Source organism: Lysobacter sp. HDW10 (assembly GCF_011300685.1).
In the GTDB taxonomy this organism is placed as follows: domain Bacteria; phylum Pseudomonadota; class Gammaproteobacteria; order Xanthomonadales; family Xanthomonadaceae; genus Solilutibacter.
This window is the reverse complement of record NZ_CP049864.1, coordinates 1,537,159-1,561,652: the sequence shown is the minus strand read 5'-3', so window position 1 is coordinate 1,561,652 and position 24,494 is coordinate 1,537,159. Positions and strand designations below refer to the sequence as shown.

Genomic DNA, 24,494 nt, shown 5'->3' with positions numbered 1-24,494 from the left:
TCTCAGAAGTTGTTTGGCAACGACTGACTCGGATCCCCCAGCCCATGTTGCGACACCATACGTGCCAGCGCAACAACATCTTTAATGCCCAGCTTGTCGTAGGCACGCGACTTGTGCGTATTGATCGTCTTGGCGCTCAGGCTGAGACGACGTGCAATCTCTTCCTGGCGGATACCACGTACTAGCAGCAGCGCCACTTCAATCTCGCGGCGCGACAAGGCATCGAACGGGGACTTGTCCTTCTTCACATTGTCCAAGGCAAGGTTTTGCGCCACGGCGGTTGCGAGGAAACGCTTGCCCTTAAAGGCATCGCGAATTGCGCGAATCAGCTCGCGAGCATCACCGCCCTTCCCTACGTAGCCGCAAGCGCCTGCATCTAAAAGCCTACGGGGGAGCGGGCCGTCCTCCATCACAGACACCACAACCACCTTGGTTTCTGGCATTGTGCGCGTCACGCGCTCCGTGACCTCCAACCCACTCACCCCGGGCAAATGGATATCACACAGCAGGACATCGGGTTTCAAAGCTCTGATTAATGGCAGCGCAGCCTCCCCAGACTCCGCCTCGCCCACAACTTCAATATCCGCTTCTGCCTTGAGCATCATGCGTATTCCCGAACGCACGAGCGTGTGATCTTCCAGCATGAAAACACGTATTGCCATTCAAGCCTCTCCCCAGAACGTTCAAAGAGTTTGGAATACGCGTCACAGAAACACAATGGAAAAGCGGCAAATTGCTTGTAGGAAACATCTGATTCGCATGCCGCTTGTAGGAAAAAAACAAACCAATACGTACGGTTATGGCTAGTTTCAAAATCAAAGAGGGGGCAATTCAGTTAATAAGACACGGATGTTCCAGTAGTTGGGAACTGGCAAGTCTAAAGGCGCTGTTTGCCAAACTACTTTCCCGATCAGATTTGGATCGAACTCTCATCGACTGAACATCGCTCACTAAGTGCGGGAAGGCCGCAGAAAAACAGTTCTCAACGGATCGGATACGAATTCCATCGCACGCGGCTAGAGCTCACAACAATCTGCGAAATGCACTTCGGCTCAACGGGATTTCGAAGGTATACGACTTTTTTCTCGAGCTTTTCAAGCTTTTGAGAATAGCCATAAAAAGGCTCACCAATTGCCTCAGGGGTTAAAGCCACCACATACTTTTCCCAACCCGGTGTTCGAAGTTTTTCGATCGGGACACATCGGTCGGAACGGAAATCGTAGACGGCTTGTTCTATCTCGGGCGATTCATCTTGTGAGTGATTTGTATGAACTCGTTTTCGTATTTCGATGCTGCCATCTTGCGTATCTGCACTAATCGTTATGAAACGATAACCCGCCTCTTCATGAAAACGTATCCCTGCATCCTCTAACCTCTTTTGAATCTTAGACCAAGGTTCATAGACGAGAATTTTTGCGAGCGTCAAGGAATCACAGCGATCATCTGTCGGAAGAGTGCTTGCTGCTGAAGAAATAGTGAGACTCAGGCCGCATGCAATAAGCAACTTTTGTTGCCAAGCAATAACTCTTTTTGAATGGCGATACGTGAGGCGATTCTTGTCAACCCTCATTGCAAAACGCGATATTGGATTTCTCATCCGCAGTAATCTCGACGCCACCCAGATCGAGTATATAACCCGTTCCAAGCATTTGACCTTCCGCCCACAATTCCAAGAATTGCGGTCTGAAACTGAAACCATTCGCCATCCGGGGTTGATTTGGTCCTATTTAACCCGCTGTGGGTAGCTGCACGATTGATGCTTAATTGAACAATCAACACCACCGTTTTTTCTACATTGTTTCAAGGCTCTCTGGATGGCACGAGTCAGTGACGTTGATGCGCCTAATCCCGCCTGTCCAAACTCACCAATACCCTCAGCTGCAGCCATGCACTGGTTTCTAACAACGTAGACGATCTTACAATGATCCCCACATTTTCCCAATGCAATCGCCTTCGCTTGCTCTTCGCTTTCTGCCCCAGATGAAGCACTCGCAGCGTTTCCAAACGCATCGTCTTGAAACGCAATTGCACCAAATCGATCTTCATAACTGGGCGCGGGTTCCAAAACGACCTCCTCGGTTGGGGAGTAGCATCTTCCCGGCCTCGGAATCATGCCACGTGGACATGGACCGCTCTGTGCGAACGCAATCTCAGTACCTCCCAAAAGACAGAAGGCAACAAAGAAGAATTTCGCCAAGCGCGTTAGAAAAGTTGTGGTCACCACGCATGATTCCTTTTCCCCTTCGAATCTGGGGTTACTTCTTCTAATTGGGGCAAACCAGGGTGTTCGTATGCGAGTCTTTTACTTGACCCGCCGTGCCCTCCCGTCATGCCAAAGTTTGAATAAGGGCTTGAGAATGTGCCGACGGTAACACTGAAGAATTGCGCGGCAATAGGAGGGCACAAGATTATGAGTGCGGTCATCACAAGGCCAACGCCACCTTGCTGAAGAGCTGTCATATCTAATCCTTGCAATGTGCTATCACCAGTGGCTGCGAATCTCAGCTTAACGAACATTGTGACGGCGACAATGACAACGACTTTCATAGCGATGGCAACCATAAAGCTCAAGACCGCAAGTGAGAATGTCGTTCCCGCGCCGTAGTAGAGCCATTTCGAAAACAAAGATTGGGTTTGCTTGAACAGCAAGCAAAGTATGAAGATCGGCCCAAAACCGATGAATAGGGCCAACGCGAACTTGTAGATCATAAGAAGGGCACCGCCAACAACGGCGGGGCCGGCAACGCCGACAGCGCTGTAGATCTGCATGCTTTTCAGTTGGGACTTCATCTCCGCAGAGTCACCTAGCGCAGAGAACATGTCCGCCAAGGCAAAAGTACCCTGCATCACCTTAAAGCTTTCGTTGATCGCGTCTTTTGGGTCGCGTTCGTTTGACGTCACAATGCCCGTAATGGCTCTTGGCATCGTCTGGCCCAAGGTTGTCGCTAGATTGTCGGCACCCCACGTGAAGCCAGCTGCGAAGAACGTCACAGCGAATACCTTCATCACTGATGTCACAACGCTTGCGAGGGGTTCGCGTGACTTACCCGTCACTAGCATCCAACCTTGCGCGATGAGCCATGTCGTGACAATGAGCGTGCCGGTCAGCAGTATCCATTTTATGAAGCCGTTGACCATGTTGAAGGTGAGCGTTTGGAGTTCATGGTCGACGAACTCGAATATCTCGTTGAAGACTGCCCACTCAATGACGCCATCCATTAATCGATACCTCTGACTTCACGTGTGCGATCGGCGCGCAAATCTTTGCTGGTAAAGGCACGATGCATGACGTCGACGACAATGGCGTCGGCTGCGGAGCGCTTTCCAATATTTGCCAGGACTTCAGGTGTTAGCTTCGCGTCGTTCGATCCACCCGTACCTCCACTCGCAACACGCATGGCAATCGCATCACGAGAAGCCTTCAGGTAAGCAATTCTCGCGGTGTATACGTCGTTGTAGGATTTCTGCTGAGCAGCGTCGATACCAATCAAAGTCAACAACGCGGTCATTTTGTTGGTATTTGATTGCAGCTTCCCTGCATCACTCTCTTTGAGCTTGTTTCGCTCTTCTGCGATGGCCCAGTAGCGCTCGTATCGCTTTCCGGCCAACTCACTCATTTTCAAGTTGTACGTGAACTGTGCTTTTTCGGTTTCGACGATTTCTTTGCACAGCTTGTATGAGTCGTCAAAGAGATCGGTCTTCCCCACCGGCACAGTTACATCTGGAACGCCGGCAATCTTCGGCATCGCCGGAACCTTGCCTTTGACGCATCGATCATTGACGTCGATGTTGACCTGAGAAGGCTTTTCGAAATCCTTCTTCTCCCATTTGAGCGACGGATCTTCGTAGCGCTTTTGCCCCGAATCAGACTTCGAAAAATCACCCTTGCCAACCTCTCGCATGTATTGAAGACTGCGAGATAGCGTCCCGTCTTTGCTGCTGCCTAGGATCTTATTGCTGTCGTTGATCCGATTTTGGGTCGTTTTATCGGACACCGCCCATTCCGCGTAGGCGTACATACTCAACGCAAGCAGCACCAGTGTCACCAAGCCCATGGGTACTCTGAGCCGATAGCGAAGCCTCTTTGAAGGTTGCTTGGTTTTCATTTAATTGAACTCAACTTCGGTGGACTCTGATGGGTTGCGCGCACCCGCCCGTCTTGCTTGAAAATCAGGCAACCACTGGCCTGGCCGAAGCAGATCGGGATCGACGCCATGCTTTGTGGCGTGCGTCGTCAGTACATCTCTGAGAATCTCGACATTTGCAGTGGATGCCGAAATGATTGCGAGTTCATCATTCAAGCCGTTCAGATCGAGCTTGCAGATCGCGGATTCATGCCCTTGCTTAACCAGAAAGCATCTAGACCTTTCATCTAAAGCGGACACGACTTCAAACTCGGCTTGTGTCAACTTCAATCCGTCTACGTAGTCTTCCCTGCGCGCATTTGGATTTGGCAGAAGAACAAGCGTTGCAGTTTGTTCGATCAAAGTCGCCGCAATATCTGATTTCAGCGCATCTTCAGGGCTTTGTGTCGCAAAGATGCCAAGGCCATTTTGCTTTCGAATCGTCTTCTGCTTGTTTCGGGCAAAGTCTTTGAGACCTCCACCACCTTCCAGAATCTTCCAGAACTCATCCATGACATAGATAAGTCTTCTTCCATCAATCAGTGATTCGAGTCGGTGCAGCAGATAGTTGATGATCGGTACGCGCACTTCTGGGAGGTCAAGAATCTCCGTGTAATCAAAGCCAATGAGTGGCGCGCCATCGAGCTTGATTTGATCAATCGGGTTGTCAAAGACCCATCCAAGTGCCTGCCCTCGGGTCCACTTTCGGAGTCGCGCATAGAGTCCGTCGTCGCCTTGATTGGGCAGACTCTTTTGAAGGTTGCTGATGGTACGCAGGCCATCCGGAAGGTCTAGAAGCGCCGAGACCGCAATGTAGATGTCCTGATCTTCTCGAGCAGTAAAAGCATCCTTTCCGCAAAGGAGTCGGACCAAGCCACAAAGGAACTGGATATTGGCCTCTGTGCGCTCACATTGGAAAGGGTTAAATCCCGTTGGCGCACCGTTCTCAAGCGCCAGGTACCGCCCGCCCGCGGCGCGTACAAAGATCTCTGCACCGCGATCTTTATCGAAGAAGAACACGGTCGGTGCCGGAGACAACGCTTGCGATTGACTCAAGAGAAAGTTGACCAGCGCGGTCTTACCAGAGCCTGATTTGCCAATGACCATCGTGTTACCAATGGCCATCTCGCCTTCCGCATCCTCGTCAATCTTGGTTGCGTGAAAATTGAAGTTGAACGGCTGTCCGTTTGTGGTCTGCAGGGTTGTAATCGCCGGCCCCCACGGGTTGCCGGTACGTTTGCCCATTGCAAAGTTGTGCAGCGGCGAAAGCCCCAGAAAGTTCAGTGAACTCACATGGGCTACCCGCGTACGGTACTTCCAGTTCGCAGGGAATTGCGCGAAGAATCCGGCCGCTACGGCAAGATCTTCCTTGACGCTTACAAAACCTGCGTTGGAAAGCTCGGCGCGCGTCGTTGCTAGGTTCTTGGCCAACTGCCCTTGAGAATCGGCAAATACCGCGATTGAGAAGTGGTACTCACCCAAAACAAAGTGGCCGGACGCCAGCTGGTCCATGGCCTGATTCAATTCTGCGATCTGAGAATGCGCACGATCGCCGGAGGAAATCATCATGCCCTGCGTTCTTTCCAAAGCCTTCATGGCCTCGTGGCGCCCCTTCGGAGAGAAGGAATGCGTTATGACGTATTCAAAATCTAAGTACTTGAGTCCATTCAACACGCCCACTGAGGTGGCCGATGGGTAGTCCTTCACCGTCAGCATTGCGCCGTACGAAGGAGGCGCACCCGGATGCGCTATAAGGAAGTCTCCAGAGCGGGTCGAGAAGCTCAATCGACTCGTCGCAATGACGTCCCGTGCGGGCGCATTGAGTACCGGGACCTTTTCATCCACGCGATTGAGTAGAAATGAGAACAGCTCAAGCGTCGAAGAGAACTGGACACCATTCTTAGCCTCATAGATGCCGAGGCGGCGCGCGCCGTAAGGGCCGAGCACGGCCTCCACGTTTCCTGCGAGTTCTTGCATGGTCGAGATCGCAGCGTGCTCCGCTGTGCGAATCGCCTCTAGCGACTTTGGACGTTCGCGCAGCGCACGCGGGCCCACGATGGGCCGATACACAAGCGTCAGGTACAACGCGTTCTGAAGTGTCCGTTCGTTTGAAAGTTTGCGAAAGTACTTGTCTGACAGTTGCTGATGAAAGACCTCATCAAACTTGGCTGCGCTTTCAATGGCTTTACGTCGCCGAACGTCATGTGTCCAAAAGGCAACATTGGAGAAATCCGGTGCTCGTAGCCCTTGCAGCAGTCTATTGAAGGTCTCGTGCTTGTGATCAATCTCCCAAGCTTCGCGGCCGACAAATGGCAAACCCTCGATGGCCCAGGTCATCAGGTACTCACCGCCAACGGTCTTTAAGACGTGCGTGGACACATGCGATGAGAACGGAAGAAAATCGGCAATCGCGGTGTCAGCGATGGGGCGTTGGGTCTGCTTCACGAGTGATCCAAGCCTACCTTGCGGTTACCCATGGCACTGAAAACCCATTTGCCGTTATGCACCCTCAGATTGCGCATTCGTAGCCTGACCAAAACGTGCAAGCCGAACAGATGAAAGATGTGTTCGTCGTATTTGGTGAGCATTCTCATTGCGAACACAACTGCGGGCAGTGAGAACAAGACATACAGATCAACGTACATGGCAAGAAGCAGGCACGTCCCCGTCCCCATAATGAAAGGCACGTAAGGCACACCCAAGAACATGGCCGGCCGTGTGCACCCTTTGAACAAGGTGGTCTTACGCACGGTACAGGGCATCTACAGTGACGACGTATGCGGACGTATCAACACTGCAGCCATCCTTTCCGACCATCGACTTGTTGCTGATCATCATCGTCGCGATCTGAGCGGCTGCTCCAATCAGAATGCCGCCGATAAGCACAGGTGCCACTTCGGAAATTCGCTTATGCGCGAATGCAATTTGGTAGCCAGCAAAGATCACCGCAACGGTGACAATAAGCACCGATGCCGCCTTTAAGAGGGTGTAGAACTGACCCATCACGCCGCAGAGCTTCTTTTCAGCCTCACCCTCGGCAGCCAACACCTCTGGTGCCGCTACGCAAAGAACTGCAAAGCAAATGAGCATGAGAAGAAGCAGGTTTCTTTGTGATTTTTTCGATGTGTGCATGTGATAGTTCCAAGTTAATCTTTAGAAGACGAATGCTTCGTCTACTTCGGGTTGTGAAGACGTGTTTGCGGGTTGAGTTCCCGACACGGCTGAGACAGCATTAGATTTCGAGCGCCTTACAACCAATGAATCGTTGTCACTTGGCGGACTTTCGCGTTTTCGAGTTGGTGCGATGTGCGTGTCGCCAACGGAACGACGAGGTTTTGCGTCGGAAATGACAGGTATCGCAATTGCATCCGTGACGGGCTTTGCCTGCGCGTACATGGATCGCTCTATCTTTTGGACGTATCCGGCTCTGTAGCCCGTCGTGAAATTGCCCGAGTAATAGCAACTGAAGGATTTGCCCCAATGGCCGCCTGCCCGCTCATTGCAGTCGAGAAGAATCTTTGAGCCGGCACGAAGATTGGTGCAGGGTTCAAAGGCGTCGGCATAGGTATGTATGCCGTACTTCTTCAGGTTGTAGCGATTCACCTGCGCCAAACCCAATGAAAAGTTGAACCCGTTGGCCTCAAGCATCTCTGCGGTGGCGACCGCCTCTTTCAAGTTTCTTGGCTGGCGCGCAAGTCTTCCCTTCACAACGCCAATCGCGAAGGGGTTAAATGAGGACTCAATTTTGACGACATGCTTCATCACCGACGCTGGAACGTCGATCTGGCATCCCAACATTTCCATACCAGGCAACATGTGCCTCTCCCCCGAAGTGCTGCGTGCTTGCTCACTTGGGAATCGAATATTCCAGCAGCTTCTAGATCAGTCAACGAAACGCGCGAAAAATAGGGTTTTTCCTATGAATTAGGAAAACCCTGACCGCAACATCTCCATTTTTCGGACGAACGATTGAGTCAGCGGCCGATTTTCTGCCATGATGTATTCAATAGCCGCCAACCCACCCAGTTATGTTCGAATTCGGTCACCTCACCCACACCGGTTTACGCCGGGACCACAATGAGGACACCTATCACGGCGAATCGGGCCTGGGCTTGTTCTTGGTCGCTGACGGCATTGGCGGACATGACTACGGCGAGGTTGCCAGCGCGCTCGCGCGTGACGTGATCGTGCGTGAAGTTCGCGATGGCCGAGGTCTGGTCGATGCCTTCAGAACCGCAGGCGAAGAAATCCTACGCGCTTCACGCAGACGCGCAGACACCCTGCCGATGGGCACGACCGTGGTGGCCGCGCTCCTCAAAAGGAATCGATTTGAGATTGCTTGGATTGGCGACAGCCGCGCTTACCTTTGGTCACCCAATGCGCCCATGGTGCAAGTCACCCAAGATCACAGCCATGTAGAAGAATTGGTCGCCAGCGGCATGCTGAGCCGTGAAGAAGCGCGCTCCCATCCAAAACGAAAGATGGTGACGCAGGCACTCGGTGTGACTGACCTCACGCAGCTCAACATTGAAAGCATTTCCGGCGAATTTGAGCCGGGCGCGCAACTCTTGCTCTGTAGTGACGGCTTGACCGAGCACGTTACAGACGCAGTGATTTCATCCGTACTGGCAAACACGCGCTCGACGGCACAAGAGGCTGTCGACACGCTGGTGGCAGGCGCGTTAGACGATGGCGGTACCGACAACGTCACCGTGCTCGTTGTCCGCCATTGCTAATCAGGCGCGAAGTATCAGTTCTGGAACAGGTGCCGGCGGAAGCAAGCGCTGCTTGAAGTACGGATCTTCAAAGTAGCGAATCTTTTCGCACAAGATGGGCTGGGCCAAACCTTCGTACAGAATGATTTCTTTGTCTTTGCCGAGTGATTTCAGTTCTTGAGGCAGCATCAGCGCTCGGCGCTCTTCCACTTCTGCACGGGTGACTGCGCCATTCGCACCTGAGCTTCGGCTTCGATTGGTCTTACGCAAAGTCTTATAGCCCAGCATTTCGGAATATGCGTTCGCGTCTTGTTGCTCCCGGGGTGCAAAGACGATTTGCAATGCATGATTGGTCATCAAAGTACGCGCCGTTTCTTTTCCGTAGGTTGCTTCGAGCTGCGCGACAGATTGAATGATCGGCATGAGCCTCAGGTTATAGCCGGCAATGTAAGACACCGCGTGAGCGATGACTTCGACCTTTCCGATGCTGGTGAATTCATCCATCATCAACAAACAACTGTTCACTAATGTCGAATCCTGTGAGGGCAGCTGGCGCGTGTTGACGTTAATGAGCTGACTGAAAAACAGATTGATCAGCAACCTGGCTTCAGCGATTTTATTTGGCTGAATTCCAATATAAATGCTCATTTTTTGCTTACGCAGGTCGGTCAGCCAAAAATCATTGCCGCTGGTCGCAGCATCCAAAACCGGATTGACCCATGCACTTAAGGGCGCACGCAAGCTACCTACAATTGAGGCAAAGGTGTCGTCTGCTTGCGAAAGTAGACCAGAGAACGCGAGACGTGTTTCGGTGCCACAAAAACTTCGCTCCGACAGCTCTCTCAAGAAACCTTTCAGATCTGAACCGTTTCCGGCCGCAAGTCGATTGACGTGGCCCAAGGTCGGAAAATTGAGCGACGTCTCGGGCAATCCCATGTCGCGCTCGTCATTGAAATTATCGAACAGATAAAGCACTAGGGCTTGAAAGGCATTGCGAGATTGTGAAACCCAAAACGCCTGTTCATCCGCGCCATCGGGATACAGCATCGCGGCGATATTCTGAATATCCGAAACCCTAAAGCGCGGGTCGGGCGATACGTAACTCAGCGGATTCCAGCGATGTGTACGTAGATCTTCGGCGAAGGGATTGAAGAGGAATACGGATTGGCCTTGGGCTGCGCGCCATCCTGAGGTCAATGCGTGATTTTCTTGTTTGATGTCCAGAACAACGACGGATTCGCCGTATTCGAGCAGGTTCGGAATCACAACGCCCACGCCTTTGCCTGATCGCGTCGGCGCCGCAAGCATGACGAATTGTTGACCCGCCAATCGCAGAATCTTCCCGCGATGTTTGCCAATTACGATGGCGTTCTCGGACGATTCGAAGAAGCCTTGCTTCGCAATCTCAGCGGCACTCGCAAATCTGGCGTCGCCGTGCGTCGACTGCTTGTGTGGCCGGAAGCCGAGTACGGCCATGCCGCACCATGAGGCAAATGGCACGCCAAAACCCAGTGAGGTGCCCCATTTAATGTCAGAGACATAGGGCGCGACGCGCGCAGAATCCAAGTGTTGCCAATACAACCACCAACTGCCTAAATCGAATCGCCAAGGCGTGCCAATCAACATCGGTATGAAGAAGCTCGACAAACACGCGCCCAGCAACGCAGCCGGCACCAGCGCAGCCGCGCAGAACCACAACTTCAATTTCATTTGGCCTCCCCAGACCATTTGCAAGCGCAACGTATCCAATGATTGCGGCTTGTCCCCGCATATAGCCTAACCGATTCCAGATTTTCTGCCGCCGAATTGGCTAGAATGCCCCCATGAGCAGATACACCGACGCCCCCCTGCGGCCGGAACGATTTCCGGGTGTCAATCTCGATCCCTTCGAACAAGAAGGCGACGCCGTACATTTCTGTGGCACATGCGCGTTTTCGAGCGTCTGCGTTTCGAATGGTTTAGACAAAACCCAGTTGAACGAGCTCCATGTGCTCATCGAACACACTGACCTCTACCACGCGGGCGATCATATCTTCCGTGACGGCGATAAGTTCCATGCCATCGCCGCAGTGCGAACGGGCACTGTCAAAACCTACGTGATTGACCGCGAAGGCAATGAACATGTGCTCGGTTTTCATTTGCCTGGCGAACTGATTGGCTTGAATGCGATCGACGGTGAAAAGTACCCGTGCAACGCGGTGGCCTTGGATGATGTCAGCCTTTGCCGCTTTTCTTTCCCGAAGATTTCTGTCTTGGCTTCAAAGCTGCCGAATTTGCAGCGTCAGCTGTTCCGATTGGTAAGTCGCGATATTGGTAAAGCCGCTTTGATGTCGGGTGACTGGACAGCAGACCAACGCATTGCTGCGTTCTTGGTGGATATGTCTCGACGCCTGTTTACGAGCGCCAATGCACCCTCGCGCTTCCAGCTGAGCATGGCGCGAACGGATATCGCCAGATATCTGCGCCTCGCGCCAGAAACAGTCAGCCGCGTTTTGCGTCGCTATCAGGAAGAAGGGCTGATCCACGTCGAACGACGCGACCTCGAAATCTTGGCGTTGGAAAAGCTCGAAGCGATTGCCAACCCCATTCTTCGCGCTTAGCACTTAAGTGCTGTCGGCTTCAGAGGCGTCGGCGCCCTCGCCCTTCGCGACAACACTGGTGGCCGCCAGGTCGCCGGTCACGTTGCCGAGGGTCGCGAAGACGTCAGGAATGGTGTCCACCGCAAGCAAGACGCCGAGGGGTTCAACCGGCAAGCCCATCGCATTTGTAATTGGCATATTGGTTGCGATGAAGCTCGCTTGGCCTGGCAGGCCCACTGAGCCCAGACTGACGACCACGGCCAATGAGATAGCAATGAGCAATTGCACGGGTCCCAAGTGCACGCCTTGCGTCCACGCGATAAATGACGCCACCACAATGTATTGCACGGGGCTTGTGAGTCGGAACAACGACACCGCCATCGGCAATACCAAAGACGGTACGCGCAAGGGGTGTTCCAAGCTCTTCGCCGCAACGTGCAACATCGCAGGCAATGAAGCCAGTGAGGACTGCGTACTCACCGCTACCGCCTGTGCCGGCACGATACTCCGCGCGAACGTAGCGACGCGATCTCGACCCGCCAGCATGACAACGACATACATCGACAAGGTCGCCAAGATATACAACGCAATGCTGACCGCAATGTAGATGGCCAACGCCGAGACCATATCGAGCCCCGTCTTCGCGGTGACGGCAAACACCAATGCAAAGACGCCGATCGGTGCAACAACCAACACCCAACGCACGATCACGATCATGGTGTCTGCGACGGCTTGAAACACGTCCATCAATCGCGCCGCGCGTGCCGCTTCGATGCGCGTCAATGCAAAGCCAAAGAACAAGGCAAATACAACCAATGACAACATCGTGCCGTTGGCGGCGGCAGCCACTGCATTGGTTGGAATGATGTTGGTAAACCAGTCGGTCGCGGCAGGCGCGGTCGTGTTGGCCGCCGCTGTGTTGCCGGTGCCGATGAGTGCATGCATCAATGCCTCACTACGCGGCGCAAGATTGAACAAGAACGGTGCCAAGACCGCTGTGAGCGTCGCACTGAAAAACAACAAGACCAAAAACACCATGAGCGCTTTGCGTGTCATACGACCAGAAGCAGCAGCATGCTCTGCATTGCTGATGGCCAAGACGACCAGCGCACCCACCAAAGGTACAACCGTCATTTGCAGTGCATTCAACCAAAGTTTGCCGATGGTTTGCATCACGGTCGACAAGGTCACTGTGGCATCAGGGGCCAAGCGACTCGAGAGCAGCCCAAGGACGACCGCCGATACCAAGGCGATGATCATGCGTGCAGTGCTGGAAAGCTTCATTCGTGGTCCATCTCCAATGCGGGCAGCGCGAAGCGCGCGGCATTGCGTGCATAGGCGTCTTCAGTCATCAAGGCAAAAATCGGCTTGGCGCGGCGGTCTAACCACCCGATAAGGTCGATCATGTTTTCGGGCGCCATCGCTGTACACCCTGCCGTGGGCGTGTCGCGATTCTTCCATTGGTGCGCAAAGATACAGCTGCCTTTGCCGGGCACCGCGTCCGCGTTGTGTTCAATGACAAACCCGCGTTGGTAGCGCATGTCGCCCGGTTTGACGAGGTCTAAGCGCATCGGTTCGGTCGAACCCATTACCGCAGATTCGCCTACTTTCTTGGCATCCACGATCTGGTTGTACAAAGGCGATGCAGGCACATCCATGCAGAAGCTGCTGGCCTGCATGGGGAGATACGGCAGATGTGTGGCAAGCGAGTCCGCGTAGCCAAACGCGTCGCCAATACGAAATACACCGGCCGGCGCTTTCCCATCGCCTTCGCGCTTTATCGGATCTTCTGAAGCGGTCAATGACGGCGCCAAGCCTCTGCCCCAAGCACTACCGGTGCGACCGACCACAATTTCGATCGGCGAACCCACGGCCCGCCATTCGCCGCGATGCTTTTCAAATCGCTGCAGTTGACCGTGCGTGGTATTCCAATCTTTAACGAGCACGCGCACCAGTTGCATGGCATTTTCGCCGGCCCGCACCTCATGATTTGAAGTGCCGGAGGCGCAGCCTGAAATTAAAGCCACGGTGCCAAAGAAGAGTGGGTAAAGTAGTCGCTTCATTCGGTGAGCATACCGTTCATGAGCCCCAGCAGGGAATCCCGTCCGACCATTGAATTTGCGACACGATCTGGCGCGCTGGGCGAAGTCGTGGGCGATGCACGCCTGAAGGACCGCTTCCCGAAAGTGCTGCAGTCAGTGGCTGGCGTCAGCCTTAAGACGTCTTCGTCAGGACAGTCTGTTGAGTGCGCGGCAGTACTGCTTGCATTCGACACGCTAACGGTGACCTATGAAGTCACCACGACAACTGTGCTTTCCGACAAGTCACTGAGTGAAGCCGCCAGTGCGTCTGTGGCCGCTGCGTTTCGTTCGTTTCCAACCTTGCCGGATTTACTTCTCGTCGAAGGCCACGGTGTTTCCGGCACTGGACGGATGGGACTTGCCGTCTGCATTGGCGTCAATTTGAACTTGCCGACGATTGGTGTCGCCACGGAAATCGACTTGGGCACTTCGAAGCCATTGCACGAAATGCGCGGCGCGTTTTCGCCCTTGCGCGATGCGGGTGTTCAGATCGGATGGATGTTGCGCAGCAAAGTAAATGAGGCGCCATTGGTCGTATCTCCAGGCCACCACGTCTCCATGGCGGCCGCACCAGAGCTCGTGATGGCGATGGTTCAACACAACCGAATGCCTGAACCGATTCGACTGGCGTCGATGCTCTTGAAGCACGTTTAGCCGCGATTTTCACGCGTAGTGCAAGGCGATTGCTTCAGGCTGGACACTGACCGCTGGAGAACACCATGCAAATGCGCGAATCAATTCGCTTGAATCTCGGCCTATGTTTGGCATTCGGCCTGTCTGCGTGTGCGAGTGGCACCAGTGCCAATCCATCCGATACGCATTTGCCGCCGCCCGTTCAACTGGTCGCAGGTCAGCCGGTCACTTTGAAGCCCAATGACGTGGGCGTGCTGCCAGATGGCTCCCGCATCACATACGTGAAGCTGGTGAATGACTCACGCTGCAAACCAGACGTGCAATGCGTGTGGGCGGGCGATGCGGAAATTCGTTTCAGCCACACCAACCGCGCAGGTGAAGTGGAACTGTTTTCCATTCATACCGAACTGCAACCGCAAAGCAAGACCTTGGGCGCAAGTACTTTGCATTTGCGCGGCGTAGATTGGCAAAGCCCGCCTAGCGTCACGGTAGCCCTGAAGTAGTTACTTTGCCGTCATCCGCCATGCGCGATGAATTTTGCTGTTGCGCGCAAAATCCGGGGGAATGCTGGCGTGGGTAATGTCTTCAATATCGACAAGCGTTGCCAAAGCATCCGTATCCAACTTGAAGCGTCTGGCATTGTTGGAGAAATACAGCGTGCCGCCCGGTGCCAATCGATCGACACACAGGCGAATGAGTTCGACGTGTGATTTTTGGACTTCAAAATCCTCTGCGCGTTTCGAGTTCGAAAACGTCGGTGGGTCGCAGAAAATCAAGTCATATTGCGCACGCTCTTGCGAGAGCCACTGCATCACATCCGCTTGAATGATTTGATGCTGGCGTCCCGCCAGTTGATTCTCTGCAAGATTGTCAGCCAGCCATTGCAGGTATGTACCGGAAAGATCCACGCTCGTGGTCGAACGCGCACGTCCCAATGCGGCTTGGATTGAGGCGACGCCTGTGTAGCAGAACAAATTCAAGAATCGCGTGTCTTCGGCTTCGTCATGGATGCGTTTGCGCAAGGGTCGATGATCTAGAAAGACACCGGTATCCAAGTAGTCAAACAGGTTTACGCGCAATCGCGCAGCCCCCTCTTCCACAACGATGAAATCATTGCGTTGATCGAACTGACCGTATTTGCTGCCACCCTTGGCAATGCGTCGGGTTTTTACCGCAACGCGCTCACGGTCCACTTGAAACACTTCGCGCACGCCCGCCAAGAGATCTGCGAAGCGTTTGCGTGTCACCGCTTCCGGGATTTCGCTCGGCGCTTGGTATTCCTGCACGTGCAACCAAACGTGTCCGGTGCCCGACTCCGTATAGACGTCTACCGCGGCGGCGTACTCGGGGATATCTGCATCGTACGCGCGCCAGTTGTTAATACCTTCGCGTTGTCGCCACGCTTTGCTTGATTTCAGATTCTTTCGAATCCGATTGGCGACCATTTGTGCACCGTCTGAGAGCGCTGCCGGCGCTGAAACTTCGCGCACCTCTTGCCGCATGCGCTCGATCACGAGCAGGCTGCATTCCAGTGCGCCATTGCGCAACGGATAGGCCTTTTTCCAACGCAGGCCGAGTGCCTTTGCCAAGGCGTCACTGCCACACAAAATGCTGCCGGTCCATTCGGGTGCAATGCGTTGTAGCGCATCACCGAGCGCACGATACTCGCTTGCGTTGGATTCCAAGCGCTTGTCGTAAGGGGGATTGCAGACAACCAAGCCGGTCTCGAACGTGAGCTTTGGCAAGTCGGCCACATCGGCTTGTTCGAACGTACACGCAGCGGCAATACCCGCGCGCGCGGCATTTTCTTTGGCGCTGTCAATGGCGCGCGGATCCAAATCACTCCCGAAGAACACCGGGCGAAGCGCGGAGAGCCCGGCCTCAGCGCGCGTTGTCGCTTCTTCTTGCAGGCCTTTCCACAATGCCACGGGCAATCCCATCCATCGCGTCGGCGGCAAGCCCTGGTGTCGTTGCAATCCGGGTGCGACATCTCCGGCCATGAGTGCGCCTTCAATCACCAACGTACCGGCGCCACACATCGGGTCGAGCAATGCGCCGCCGTTGGCATACACCTGCATCCATTTGCCGCGCATCAACATGGCAGCGGCGAGATTTTCTTTGAGCGGGGCGGCACCTTGTGCCGATCGCCAGCCGCGCCTGTGCAAAGACTGCCCGCCCAAATCGATGGACAAAGTCGCTTGACCCTTCTGCACAACGAGATCGACGCGCACGTCGGGATGTTCGGTATCGATGTCCGGGCGCACCCCTGTTTGCCCGCGCAACTGGTCCACGATGGCATCTTTCACGCGCAGGGCTGCGTATTGTTCGTGCTTCAGAGCATTGCCGGATACGTGTGCATTGACCGCAAAGCTCGCAAGCAAGGGAATGTGTTGTTCCCAGTCAATCTTTGATACTTCGTCATACAAGGCCTGCTCGTCCTCGCACTGAAACTTTGCGATGGGCCAAAGCACGCGACTCGCCAAGCGTGACCACATCACCGCACGCATCGCGTGCTCGAGCGTACCGGTGGCATTGACGCCCGCACGTGCGGCCGTTGCTGTCGCGCAGCCGAGTGCCAACAGTTCATCTACCAATAGGTATTCGAGGCCTTGGGCACAGCTAACAAATAAAGGCGAGGTGTTCAGAGTTGTTCCAGAAAATGTTGGAATTGAATGCGTGTCGTTGTCACATGATCTGAGAGTCGATGACTGTCGTTCACGAGTAACAAGGCGTCGTTTCGTGCACGTGCCCATTCGATGACGTCAGCGGCTGGAATGAGCTCGTCATGCCAGCCATGAATGATGGCGGTCGGAATGTCTGCAGCAATGATCGGGTGATCGGTGCTGAGATGGATGGGCGGCGCCATCAGGTACAAACCGACAACGGGCACCTGCACACTGGCATGACCCGAAACCCACGCACCCAAGCTCGAGCCAGCGAGCACAACGGGGCCCTTCTCAGCTGCCCGTGTTGCAATTTGGATGAGGTGCGCGAGGCGATTGGGGACATCGCCCAAGGGTCCTTTATCGCGGTCCGCATCGAAGTGCGTGTAGTCCGGACGTTCGTGGGTCCAGCCACAGGCTTCGGCGGCCAGCGCCAGCGCAGTGACTTTGGTGGCGTCCGGTCCGCTTTCGAAACCGTGAGAGAGGATGCAATGGCCCTTCATGTGCAGCATTTGCCGTGTTACAGGTGAATCGAGAATGCTAGCATCGACCTATGCTCGACGGACCTGAAATTCGCTATTCACCTTTGCCCTATGCGCAAAATTTGGGGATTCGTGCGCTTCGGGACATCACCTTGGTCGTCATGCACTGCACCGAACTCCCGGACCTGGGGATGGCGCGCGCGTTTGGCGAGCGGATTCATTACACCCAGAGCGGGACCGGTAACAGCGGACATTTCTATATCGACTTCGATGGCAGCGTGCATCAATGGGTGCCGCTCGATCGTGTGGCGCATCACACCCGGGACTACAACACGCATTCGATCGGAATCGAGCTGATGAATGTCGGACGCTACCCCCACTGGCTCAATGCCGACCACCAAGAGATGGCGGGTGAGTACACGACGGCGCAAATGCAATCGTTGTACGGTTTGCTCGAATTCCTGACGAACCGCGTACCGAGCTTGGCGCACATTGCGGGCCACGAAGATCTGGACCTTACCGAAGTGCCCGCTGAGGATGATCCGCGGCAGCTCGTTCGTCGAAAACGAGACCCTGGCCCCCAATTCGCGTGGGGCAGTGTTTTAGAGCGCACCCGCCTGCAAAGGCTGTAAAGGGCCCGGTCGGTATAATGCCGGCACACCGAAATCGCGAATCTGAAATGAGTCCTGCTGTCTCCGAACTGGTCGATCTGCTGACGCTTGAACGCTTGGAAGACAACATCTTCCGTGGCCAAAGCCGTGACATTGGCACCAAGTACGTCTTTGGGGGCCAAGTGCTCGGGCAGGCTTTGTCAGCCGCTCAGCTCAGCATGGACCCGGCGCGCTCACCGCGCGCCGCGCATTCGTTGCATGCGTATTTTCTGCGCGCAGGCGACATTGAAGCCCCGATTCTTTACACCGTTGATCGGACACGTGATGGCGGCAGTTTTTCTGTGCGTCGCGTCACTGCGATTCAACACGGACAGGTGATCTTCTTTGCGGCGGCTTCCTTCCAACATGAAGAAGAAGGCGGCACCCACCAACTGTCGATGCCTGAAGTGCCCAAACCGGAAGATATCGCCCCGACCGCACCGATTTCTGCGGATGTGATGGCGACGCTTCCAACCAAAGTGCAACGCTGGTTGGATCGCGCGGGGCCCTTTGAATTCCGCCCTGTGTATCCGCGCGATGAGCTGAATCCGCCGAAGCGTCCGCCGTTTCAGCAAGTGTGGTTCAAGCTCAACACTCGCGTACCGGATGCGCCGGAACTGCATCGTGCACTGTTGGCCTATGCCTCAGATTTCCATTTGCTCGGGACGGCGAACTTCCCACATGGCATCAGCTACTACCAACCCAATGTGCAGATGGCGTCGCTCGACCATGCGATTTGGTTCCACCGACCCTTCCGTGCCGACGAATGGCTGCTCTATTCGATCGATAGTCCTAGCGCACAGAATGCGCGCGGACTCGCACGTGGACTGATCTTCGACCAAGCGGGACATCTGGTTGCCAGCACTGCGCAGGAAGGCATGATTCGCGTCACGCCGCCGGAGGCCTGAGATGCGTCAGGTTTTTTCAAGCCGCCGTTTGGAAAACGTCGAAGGTGTCGCAAAGCTTCTGGAAGATGCAGGCATTGAAACGCGCACGTATAACGGCCGCAGCTACAAAGGCAATCATCGGCATGCTTTCAGTTACCGCGACGGTAACGACAAGTCGCCTCAGGCTGAGCTTTGGGTAGTGAAAAGTGAAGACTTGCCGAAAGCGCGTGAATTGCTGCGCGAAGCAGGCTTGTTGGAAACAACGCGACCGGCTTATGTGCCGGCCGCGTTTGCGGGTTCTACGGCGCCTGAAGTAGCCAAGACACCTGAACAACGTGCACTGAAATTGAAGATCACATTGCTGTTTGTGTGCGTCATCGCAATCGCATTGATGCTGATCTTCAAATAATCAGTTTTTACTTCTTTGCGGGCGGCGGCGGCAGTGTCATGCCGTGGTGACCCTGCCATCCACGTTGCTTGCCCATGCGACCTTCAGCACCTTGATGGCCTGCCTTCATTTCGTCTTGTGAAATGAAGCCATCTTTGTTGGTATCCATGCGCTTGAACATCTCATCCATGCCTGCGGCTTGCTTTTGCGCGCGTTCCGCTTGTTTGCGCTGGTGGAATGCGCGCATTTCTTCTTTGCTCAACTTGCCGTCTTTGTTGCTATCAACTTCGGCAAAATGTTGTTTTTGCCTTTCTGCACGCTTCGCTTCGAATTGCTTCTTCATGGCAGCGCGATCAGTCGCATCGATGTAGCCGTCTTTGTTGACGTCACGCTTGTCGAAAGCCGCTGCCAAACGCGGATTGGCGGCTGCCTCGGCCTTGCTCAACTTCCCATCTTTATTGGTGTCCAACTTGGACATGCCATTGCCATGGTTGGCGTGTTGCATAGGGCCCTTGTCGGCGTGGGTTGCTTGGCCTGCAGCCAAAGCCGCACCCGCGATCAACACGGCGGGGATCATCAGAAGTGCACGTTTCATTCGAAATCCTTTATCAGGTGGTTGTTCCACACCGTCATCAACGTCTGCCGCCCATTTCGGGTTGACGCCGTGTCGGGCGCATTCATGAATTGTTCCGTGAACTAGCCGGCGCGCAAGTTTGAATGCGAGAATCAAACGATGGCCGTCGACGACGAACTGCGGATCTACCGGACTGGTTTCCACCCTTGCGGTTACTGGCCGGATCGCTATGCCCGTGACCTGTTGTTAGATCCGCGCGACCCACGTCTCAACGCGCTCTACCCGATGGCACTGTCGTGGGGGTTTAGGCGTTCGGGCGACATGGTGTATCGACCTGATTGCGTGACCTGCCAAGATTGCACCGCAGTGCGAATTCCTGTGGCGCGCTTTCATCCGGATCGTGCACAGCGACGGTGTCTTCAAGCCAATGCGGATATTCAAGTCCGCATTGTGGCCGCTGAGCGCACTGACGAACAATTCGCGCTTTACCACCGCTACCTTCAGTCACGTCATAAAGATGGCGGCATGGATGACCATGTCGAAATTGATTTCGATCGCTTCATGGTGAGCGAATTTTCAGAAACGCGCTTCATTGAAATGCGACGCACGCATGCGGGCGCACCGGGTGCGTTGATTGGTGTTGCTGTCACGGATGTGTTTGAAACGGGACTGTCCGCGGTCTATACATTTTTTGATCCCGACGAACAGCGCAGAAGCTTGGGCACCTTCGGCATTCTTGAGCAGATCGAATGGGCCAAACGCGAAGGCTTGCCGCATGTGTATTTGGGCTATTGGATCAAGGGTCATCCGAAAATGGATTACAAAAAGCGATTCAAACCGCTTGAGATGATTGATCGCGGACAATGGCGTGATATGGAGCTAAGTACCGAGCCATGAAATTCAGTTTAAAAGTATGGATGCTGTGCATCGCGATGGTGTTGTGCGCAGGATGCTTACGCATTGTTGTGCATGGTGATCCATCGCAAGCCGCCGAACGCATGCCCGAGACGATGATGCGCGCGGTTCGCGCAGCACTGCCGCCCGTGCGTGTGGCGACTTATAACGTCTCTTTGCACGGTGACCGTACTGGCGCCTTAATCACGCGACTCGAACAGAACGATCTCAATGCGCGACATGTGGCAGCAGTCATCCAAAAAGTTCGCCCAGACATCATTCTGTTGAATGAATTTGATTTCGACGCGGAAGGTCGTGCGGCAGATTTGTTCCAACAGCGTTTTTTGGAAGTACCGCAGTTTGGTGAGGCAGCTATTGTTTATCCTTACCGATACTTTGCGCCGGTCAACACGGGTGTCGCCAGTGGTTTCGATTTGGATCGCGATGGCAACATTGGCAAAAGTGGGCGCGCCTACGGCAATGATGCCTGGGGTTACGGCCTCTATCCGGGCCAATACGGCATGTTGGTTTTGTCGCGCTATCCCATCGCGTCGGCGCATACGCGTAGCTTCAAAAACCTGAAGTGGGCGTCGATTCCAGGCGCAACATCGCCTATAAATCCTGTGGACGGCAAGCCGTGGTATCCCGAGCGCGTTTGGCAACGTATGCCCGTATCGTCGAAGTCGCATTGGGATGTGCCGATACTGACGCCACAAGGCAGAATCCATCTGCTTGCTGCGCATCCGACACCGCCTGCATTTGATGGTCCTGAAGATCGCAACGGACATCGCAATGCAGCGGAAATCCAGTTCTGGAACGCGTATATAGCCTCGCCGAACGCATCGTGGTTGTGTGATGACAGCGGACTTTGTGGCGGCCTCACATCAGCGGAGTCTTTTGTGGTGGTCGGTGATTTGAATGCCGACCCCAAGGATGGCGATGGACATCATTCCGCCATCAACACACTCATTTCAAACCCGCGCGTGTCCCAATACGACGCACCGCGCAGCCGTGGCGGCCTAGAAAGGGCCAATGCCTATGCGCTGCAGAAACTTGGTGACAACGCGACACATACGGCGGATTTCGGCCCGCGCGTTGGTACCTTGCGTGTGGACTACGTCCTGCCTTCCAAAGATTTAATTCTTGAGAAGTCCGGCATCTTTTGGCCGACGCAAGACAACCCAAGCGCACGTTGGACAAAGGCCAGTGACCATCACTTGGTATGGGCAGACATGCGTGCTGCCACACCCAAATGACGAATCTACCGGCGTTACAGATTCAAGTTGGTTTGTTTTGCTGACTCTTCCGATGTACGCACTCGAAAACCGAACGCCGCATCTTCGACGTGCGCGGACACAATCATGCGCACCATATTCATCGGAATCATCAACTCGATTTCAGTGCCGCGACCTTGAGCATCCCGACCTTCGATTGTGAGCTCTACCAACGCGCCGGCGGTATCGACTTCCTTGCAAACGAAGAAATGCTCGGCGCCCTCACCCTCGCCTTTTTGCAGCAAGGGTTGTGCAGGGGCACCCAAAGCTTCAATAGCAGGTGGAAACAAATAGACGATATACCCGGTCGTGGCCATGCATGCTCCTCAGTTGTCTTTAAATTCAATAGAAATTGCAGCTGCGGCGTCGCGTGCGACGGCGCGCGCGTCCTCGCAAGAGTTTGCGCGAGCAAGCGTCACGCCCACGCGACGATACCCTTCCACACGCGGCTTTCCGAAGAGGCGCAAGGCCGTATTGGGCGCTGAAAGTGCTGCTTCGACATTGGAAAACGCGGGCACACCGTGACCGCGCGCTAACAATGCAGCACTAGCCGAAGGGCCCAGATTTTCGATATTGCCTTGCGCGTCTTCGCCCACGGGCAATCCAAGAATCGCGCGCGCGTGCAATGCAAATTCACTCAAGGTTTGCGATACGAGCGTCACTAGCCCTGTGTCGTGGGGACGTGGCGACACTTCCGAAAACCACACCTCATCGCCCTTCACAAAAAACTCCATACCAAACACGCCGCGCCCGCCTAAAGCGGTCGCCACTTTGTCGGCCATCTCGCGTGCGCGTGCCAACGCAAGTTCACGCATAGGTTGCGGCTGCCAACTTTCAATGTAGTCACCGTCTTTCTGCAGATGCCCAATGGGCGCACAGAACGCCGTGCCGCCGACGTGCCGAACCGTCAGCAGGGTGATTTCGTATTCAAAATCAATAAATCCTTCAACAATGACGCGTCCTGCGCCCGCGCGACCGCCTGATTGCGCGTAGTCCCAGGCTTTTGCAACGTCATCTTGATGACGGACGGTCGACTGACCTTTACCCGACGAAGACATGACAGGTTTGACGACGCACGGCATTCCAATGCGATCGATCGCTGCGGAGAAATCTTCGAACGTGTCGACGAACGCAAACGGAGACGTGGGTACGCCCAATTCAACGGCGGCCAAGGTGCGGATACCTTCGCGGTCCATGGTGAGTCGCGTCGCGCGCGCCGTCGGTACGACGCGAAGGCCGCTTTCCGCTTCCATGGCTTCCAGTGTGGGTGTGTGGATGGCCTCAATTTCCGGCACCACGAGATCCGGTTGCTCAGCTTCAATCAATGAACGCAGCGCGTCGCCATCGAGCATGTCAATGACGTGACTCCGGTGTGCAACCTGCATGGCCGGTGCGTCGGGGTAGCGATCGACCGCGATCGTTTCCACGCCAAATCGCTGGAGCTCGATCGTGACCTCTTTTCCCAGTTCACCACTTCCGAGCAGCATGACCCTGAAGGCAGACGTGGATAGCGGCGTTTTGATATCAACCATAACCAAACCGTTTGAAAAAAGTCAGTCAAGTTTAGCGACTGCGTTCCGCTCGGGCATCGCTTCTGGCATTCTCTAATAGATGCGTCTTCTGCTTTGCGTGCCGCTACTGACCTTTGCGCTACTGACTGCTTGTAAGCAAGGCGTGCCCGTGGGTGACGGCGTGCAACTGGCCGGCATCTCTACCAACAAGGCCTTGGACGAAACTAGCGGACTCGCGACGTCTCGGTTGGATGCAAACCGTTTATGGGTGATGGATGACAGCGGAAACCCGCCAAACCTCTACGCCATCACCCCTTCTGGCAATGACATCGGCACATGGACCGTTGAAGGCGCGGACAAGAAGGACTGGGAAGACATCGCAAGCTATAGCGATGGTCAAAAGCATTGGTTGTTGATTGCGGACACAGGAGACAACGGCGGAATCCGTAAAAGTGTGCGTCTCTTATTTGTCGAAGAGCCTGCTTTAGACGCGCAACCCGGCCCACTCAAGCCTGCTCGGATTATTGAGGTGAAGTGGCCCAATGGGCCGCGGGATTGCGAAGCCGTTGCAGTGGATCTCAGCCGCCGCGAAGTGGTGCTCATCACTAAGAAGCGGCAACCCCCGCTGGTGTATACCGTGCCGCTCGATCTTGAAGACGGGGATAAGGTCACCGCCAAGCTCATCGCCAACTTGCCGCATGTACCGCGGCCTAGCAAGGCGGATATTGAGAACAACCCCAAGATGGCCAAGTTGTCCGTGCAGGTCACGGCGGCGGACATCAGCCCAGATGGTTTGTCCTTGGCCGTGCTCACCTATCGCCATCTTTTGCTCTACAAGCGCGCAACGCCCAAGACCTCGTGGGCACGCGCCACGGAGCAACGCGCGCCGCAGGAGCTCTCCATGCCCCTCTTACCGCAACCAGAGGCCTTGGGATGGGCCCTGGACGGCCATTCCCTGTATGTCAGTGGCGAGATCTCCCCCACCCTGATCTACCGCCTGCACCCTTAAAGCCCCAGGGCGGATCGCCTTAGGGTCTTC

The 24,494-nt window shown here is 54.8% G+C and carries 25 protein-coding genes and 1 pseudogene; 10 read left to right on the top strand and 16 right to left on the bottom strand.

What is annotated here, in order from left to right; translation table 11 throughout:
* Positions 1-2: 2 nt before the first annotated feature.
* From G7069_RS07550 to G7069_RS10695, 8 genes and pseudogenes are all read right to left on the bottom strand, one after another.
* Positions 3-662, bottom strand: a complete 660-nt coding sequence (locus tag G7069_RS07550; RefSeq protein WP_166295933.1) for a response regulator transcription factor — start codon at positions 660-662, stop codon at positions 3-5.
* A 320-nt stretch (positions 663-982) separates the two neighbouring features.
* Positions 983-1,570, bottom strand: a complete 588-nt coding sequence (locus G7069_RS07545; RefSeq protein WP_166295930.1) for a hypothetical protein — start codon at positions 1,568-1,570, stop codon at positions 983-985.
* A gap of 647 nt (positions 1,571-2,217) precedes the next feature.
* Positions 2,218-3,219, bottom strand: a complete 1,002-nt coding sequence (locus G7069_RS07535) for a type IV secretion system protein (RefSeq protein ID WP_166295924.1) — start codon at positions 3,217-3,219, stop codon at positions 2,218-2,220.
* Positions 3,219-4,106 (bottom strand): hypothetical protein, encoded by an 888-nt coding sequence (locus G7069_RS07530; RefSeq protein WP_166295921.1) that lies wholly within the window; start codon positions 4,104-4,106, stop codon positions 3,219-3,221. Before G7069_RS07530 ends, G7069_RS07535 begins: the two co-directional genes overlap by 1 nt.
* Positions 4,107-6,569: a VirB4 family type IV secretion/conjugal transfer ATPase gene (locus tag G7069_RS07525; protein ID WP_240912510.1), complete on the bottom strand. Its 2,463-nt coding sequence runs from the start codon at positions 6,567-6,569 to the stop codon at positions 4,107-4,109.
* A complete protein-coding gene (locus G7069_RS07520; protein ID WP_166297642.1) occupies positions 6,566-6,874 on the bottom strand; it encodes a VirB3 family type IV secretion system protein in 309 nt (102 codons plus the stop codon). Before G7069_RS07520 ends, G7069_RS07525 begins: the two co-directional genes overlap by 4 nt.
* Positions 6,867-7,256 (bottom strand): TrbC/VirB2 family protein, encoded by a 390-nt coding sequence (locus G7069_RS07515; protein WP_166295918.1) that lies wholly within the window; start codon positions 7,254-7,256, stop codon positions 6,867-6,869. Before G7069_RS07515 ends, G7069_RS07520 begins: the two co-directional genes overlap by 8 nt.
* Positions 7,257-7,517: 261 nt before the next feature.
* Positions 7,518-7,928: pseudogene (locus G7069_RS10695) on the bottom strand (lytic transglycosylase domain-containing protein); the annotation flags it as partial.
* A 224-nt stretch (positions 7,929-8,152) separates the two neighbouring features.
* Between G7069_RS10695 and G7069_RS07505 the strand changes: the two are divergent.
* On the top strand, positions 8,153-8,860 hold the full coding sequence (locus G7069_RS07505; protein WP_166295915.1) for a protein phosphatase 2C domain-containing protein: 708 nt from the start codon (positions 8,153-8,155) through the stop codon (positions 8,858-8,860).
* Here G7069_RS07505 and G7069_RS07500 read toward each other — a convergent pair whose 3' ends face one another.
* Positions 8,861-10,549: a type IV secretory system conjugative DNA transfer family protein gene (locus tag G7069_RS07500; RefSeq protein WP_166295912.1), complete on the bottom strand. Its 1,689-nt coding sequence runs from the start codon at positions 10,547-10,549 to the stop codon at positions 8,861-8,863.
* 113 nt (positions 10,550-10,662) lie between these two features.
* On the opposite strand from G7069_RS07500, the gene G7069_RS07495 reads away from it, so the two are divergent.
* The gene (locus G7069_RS07495; RefSeq protein WP_166295909.1) at positions 10,663-11,439 is read left to right on the top strand and encodes a helix-turn-helix domain-containing protein; all 777 of its coding nucleotides are present in this window, start codon (positions 10,663-10,665) and stop codon (positions 11,437-11,439) included.
* Between the two features lie 3 nt (positions 11,440-11,442).
* On the opposite strand, the gene G7069_RS07490 is transcribed toward G7069_RS07495, so the two are convergent.
* Complete coding sequence (locus tag G7069_RS07490; RefSeq protein ID WP_166295906.1) at positions 11,443-12,702, bottom strand: dicarboxylate/amino acid:cation symporter; 1,260 nt, start codon at positions 12,700-12,702, stop codon at positions 11,443-11,445.
* Positions 12,699-13,379, bottom strand: a complete 681-nt coding sequence (locus tag G7069_RS07485; RefSeq protein ID WP_240912509.1) for a L,D-transpeptidase family protein — start codon at positions 13,377-13,379, stop codon at positions 12,699-12,701. The genes G7069_RS07490 and G7069_RS07485 overlap by 4 nt, the downstream gene beginning before the upstream one ends.
* 120 nt (positions 13,380-13,499) lie before the next feature.
* Here G7069_RS07485 and G7069_RS07480 point away from each other — a divergent pair, with 120 nt between their 5' ends.
* Complete coding sequence (locus G7069_RS07480; RefSeq protein ID WP_166295900.1) at positions 13,500-14,153, top strand: endonuclease V; 654 nt, start codon at positions 13,500-13,502, stop codon at positions 14,151-14,153.
* A gap of 65 nt (positions 14,154-14,218) precedes the next feature.
* Positions 14,219-14,635 carry a hypothetical protein gene (locus G7069_RS07475; protein ID WP_166295897.1) on the top strand — a complete coding sequence of 139 codons (417 nt, stop codon included), beginning with the start codon at positions 14,219-14,221 and terminating at the stop codon, positions 14,633-14,635.
* Here G7069_RS07475 and rlmKL read toward each other — a convergent pair whose 3' ends face one another.
* Both rlmKL and G7069_RS07465 read right to left on the bottom strand, forming a co-directional pair.
* A complete protein-coding gene (rlmKL, locus tag G7069_RS07470; RefSeq protein WP_240912667.1) occupies positions 14,636-16,777 on the bottom strand; it encodes a bifunctional 23S rRNA (guanine(2069)-N(7))-methyltransferase RlmK/23S rRNA (guanine(2445)-N(2))-methyltransferase RlmL in 2,142 nt (713 codons plus the stop codon).
* Positions 16,774-17,298: an alpha/beta fold hydrolase gene (locus G7069_RS07465; RefSeq protein ID WP_166297638.1), complete on the bottom strand. Its 525-nt coding sequence runs from the start codon at positions 17,296-17,298 to the stop codon at positions 16,774-16,776. The genes rlmKL and G7069_RS07465 overlap by 4 nt, the downstream gene beginning before the upstream one ends.
* A 50-nt stretch (positions 17,299-17,348) precedes the next feature.
* Between G7069_RS07465 and G7069_RS07460 the strand changes: the two genes are divergently transcribed.
* The 3 genes from G7069_RS07460 to G7069_RS07450 are packed head-to-tail and all read left to right on the top strand — an operon-like array spanning position 17,349 to position 19,223.
* On the top strand, positions 17,349-17,909 hold the full coding sequence (locus G7069_RS07460; RefSeq protein ID WP_166295891.1) for an N-acetylmuramoyl-L-alanine amidase: 561 nt from the start codon (positions 17,349-17,351) through the stop codon (positions 17,907-17,909).
* Between the two features lie 47 nt (positions 17,910-17,956).
* Positions 17,957-18,835 carry an acyl-CoA thioesterase II gene (locus tag G7069_RS07455; protein ID WP_166295888.1) on the top strand — a complete coding sequence of 293 codons (879 nt, stop codon included), beginning with the start codon at positions 17,957-17,959 and terminating at the stop codon, positions 18,833-18,835.
* A gap of 1 nt (position 18,836) precedes the next feature.
* Entirely contained in the window at positions 18,837-19,223 is a 387-nt protein-coding gene (locus tag G7069_RS07450) for a DUF2007 domain-containing protein (protein ID WP_166295885.1), read from the top strand.
* 7 nt (positions 19,224-19,230) lie between these two features.
* On the opposite strand, the gene G7069_RS07445 is transcribed toward G7069_RS07450, so the two are convergent.
* The gene (locus tag G7069_RS07445; protein WP_166295883.1) at positions 19,231-19,797 is read right to left on the bottom strand and encodes an EF-hand domain-containing protein; all 567 of its coding nucleotides are present in this window, start codon (positions 19,795-19,797) and stop codon (positions 19,231-19,233) included.
* 138 nt (positions 19,798-19,935) lie between these two features.
* Between G7069_RS07445 and G7069_RS07440 the strand changes: the two genes are divergently transcribed.
* Entirely contained in the window at positions 19,936-20,673 is a 738-nt protein-coding gene (locus tag G7069_RS07440) for an arginyltransferase (protein WP_166295880.1), read from the top strand.
* Positions 20,670-21,926: an endonuclease/exonuclease/phosphatase family protein gene (locus tag G7069_RS07435; RefSeq protein ID WP_166295877.1), complete on the top strand. Its 1,257-nt coding sequence runs from the start codon at positions 20,670-20,672 to the stop codon at positions 21,924-21,926. Before G7069_RS07440 ends, G7069_RS07435 begins: the two co-directional genes overlap by 4 nt.
* Before the next feature lie 14 nt (positions 21,927-21,940).
* Here the strand turns inward: G7069_RS07435 and G7069_RS07430 are convergent, their stop codons facing one another.
* Together G7069_RS07430 and purT are read right to left on the bottom strand one after the other, a co-directional pair.
* Entirely contained in the window at positions 21,941-22,261 is a 321-nt protein-coding gene (locus G7069_RS07430) for a hypothetical protein (RefSeq protein WP_166295874.1), read from the bottom strand.
* 9 nt (positions 22,262-22,270) lie between these two features.
* Positions 22,271-23,476, bottom strand: a complete 1,206-nt coding sequence (gene purT, locus G7069_RS07425; protein ID WP_166295871.1) for a formate-dependent phosphoribosylglycinamide formyltransferase — start codon at positions 23,474-23,476, stop codon at positions 22,271-22,273.
* 79 nt (positions 23,477-23,555) lie between these two features.
* On the opposite strand from purT, the gene G7069_RS07420 reads away from it, so the two are divergent.
* Positions 23,556-24,464, top strand: coding sequence for a hypothetical protein (locus G7069_RS07420; RefSeq protein ID WP_166295868.1), 909 nt, complete (start codon positions 23,556-23,558; stop codon positions 24,462-24,464).
* The last annotated feature ends 30 nt before the right edge of the window (positions 24,465-24,494 follow it).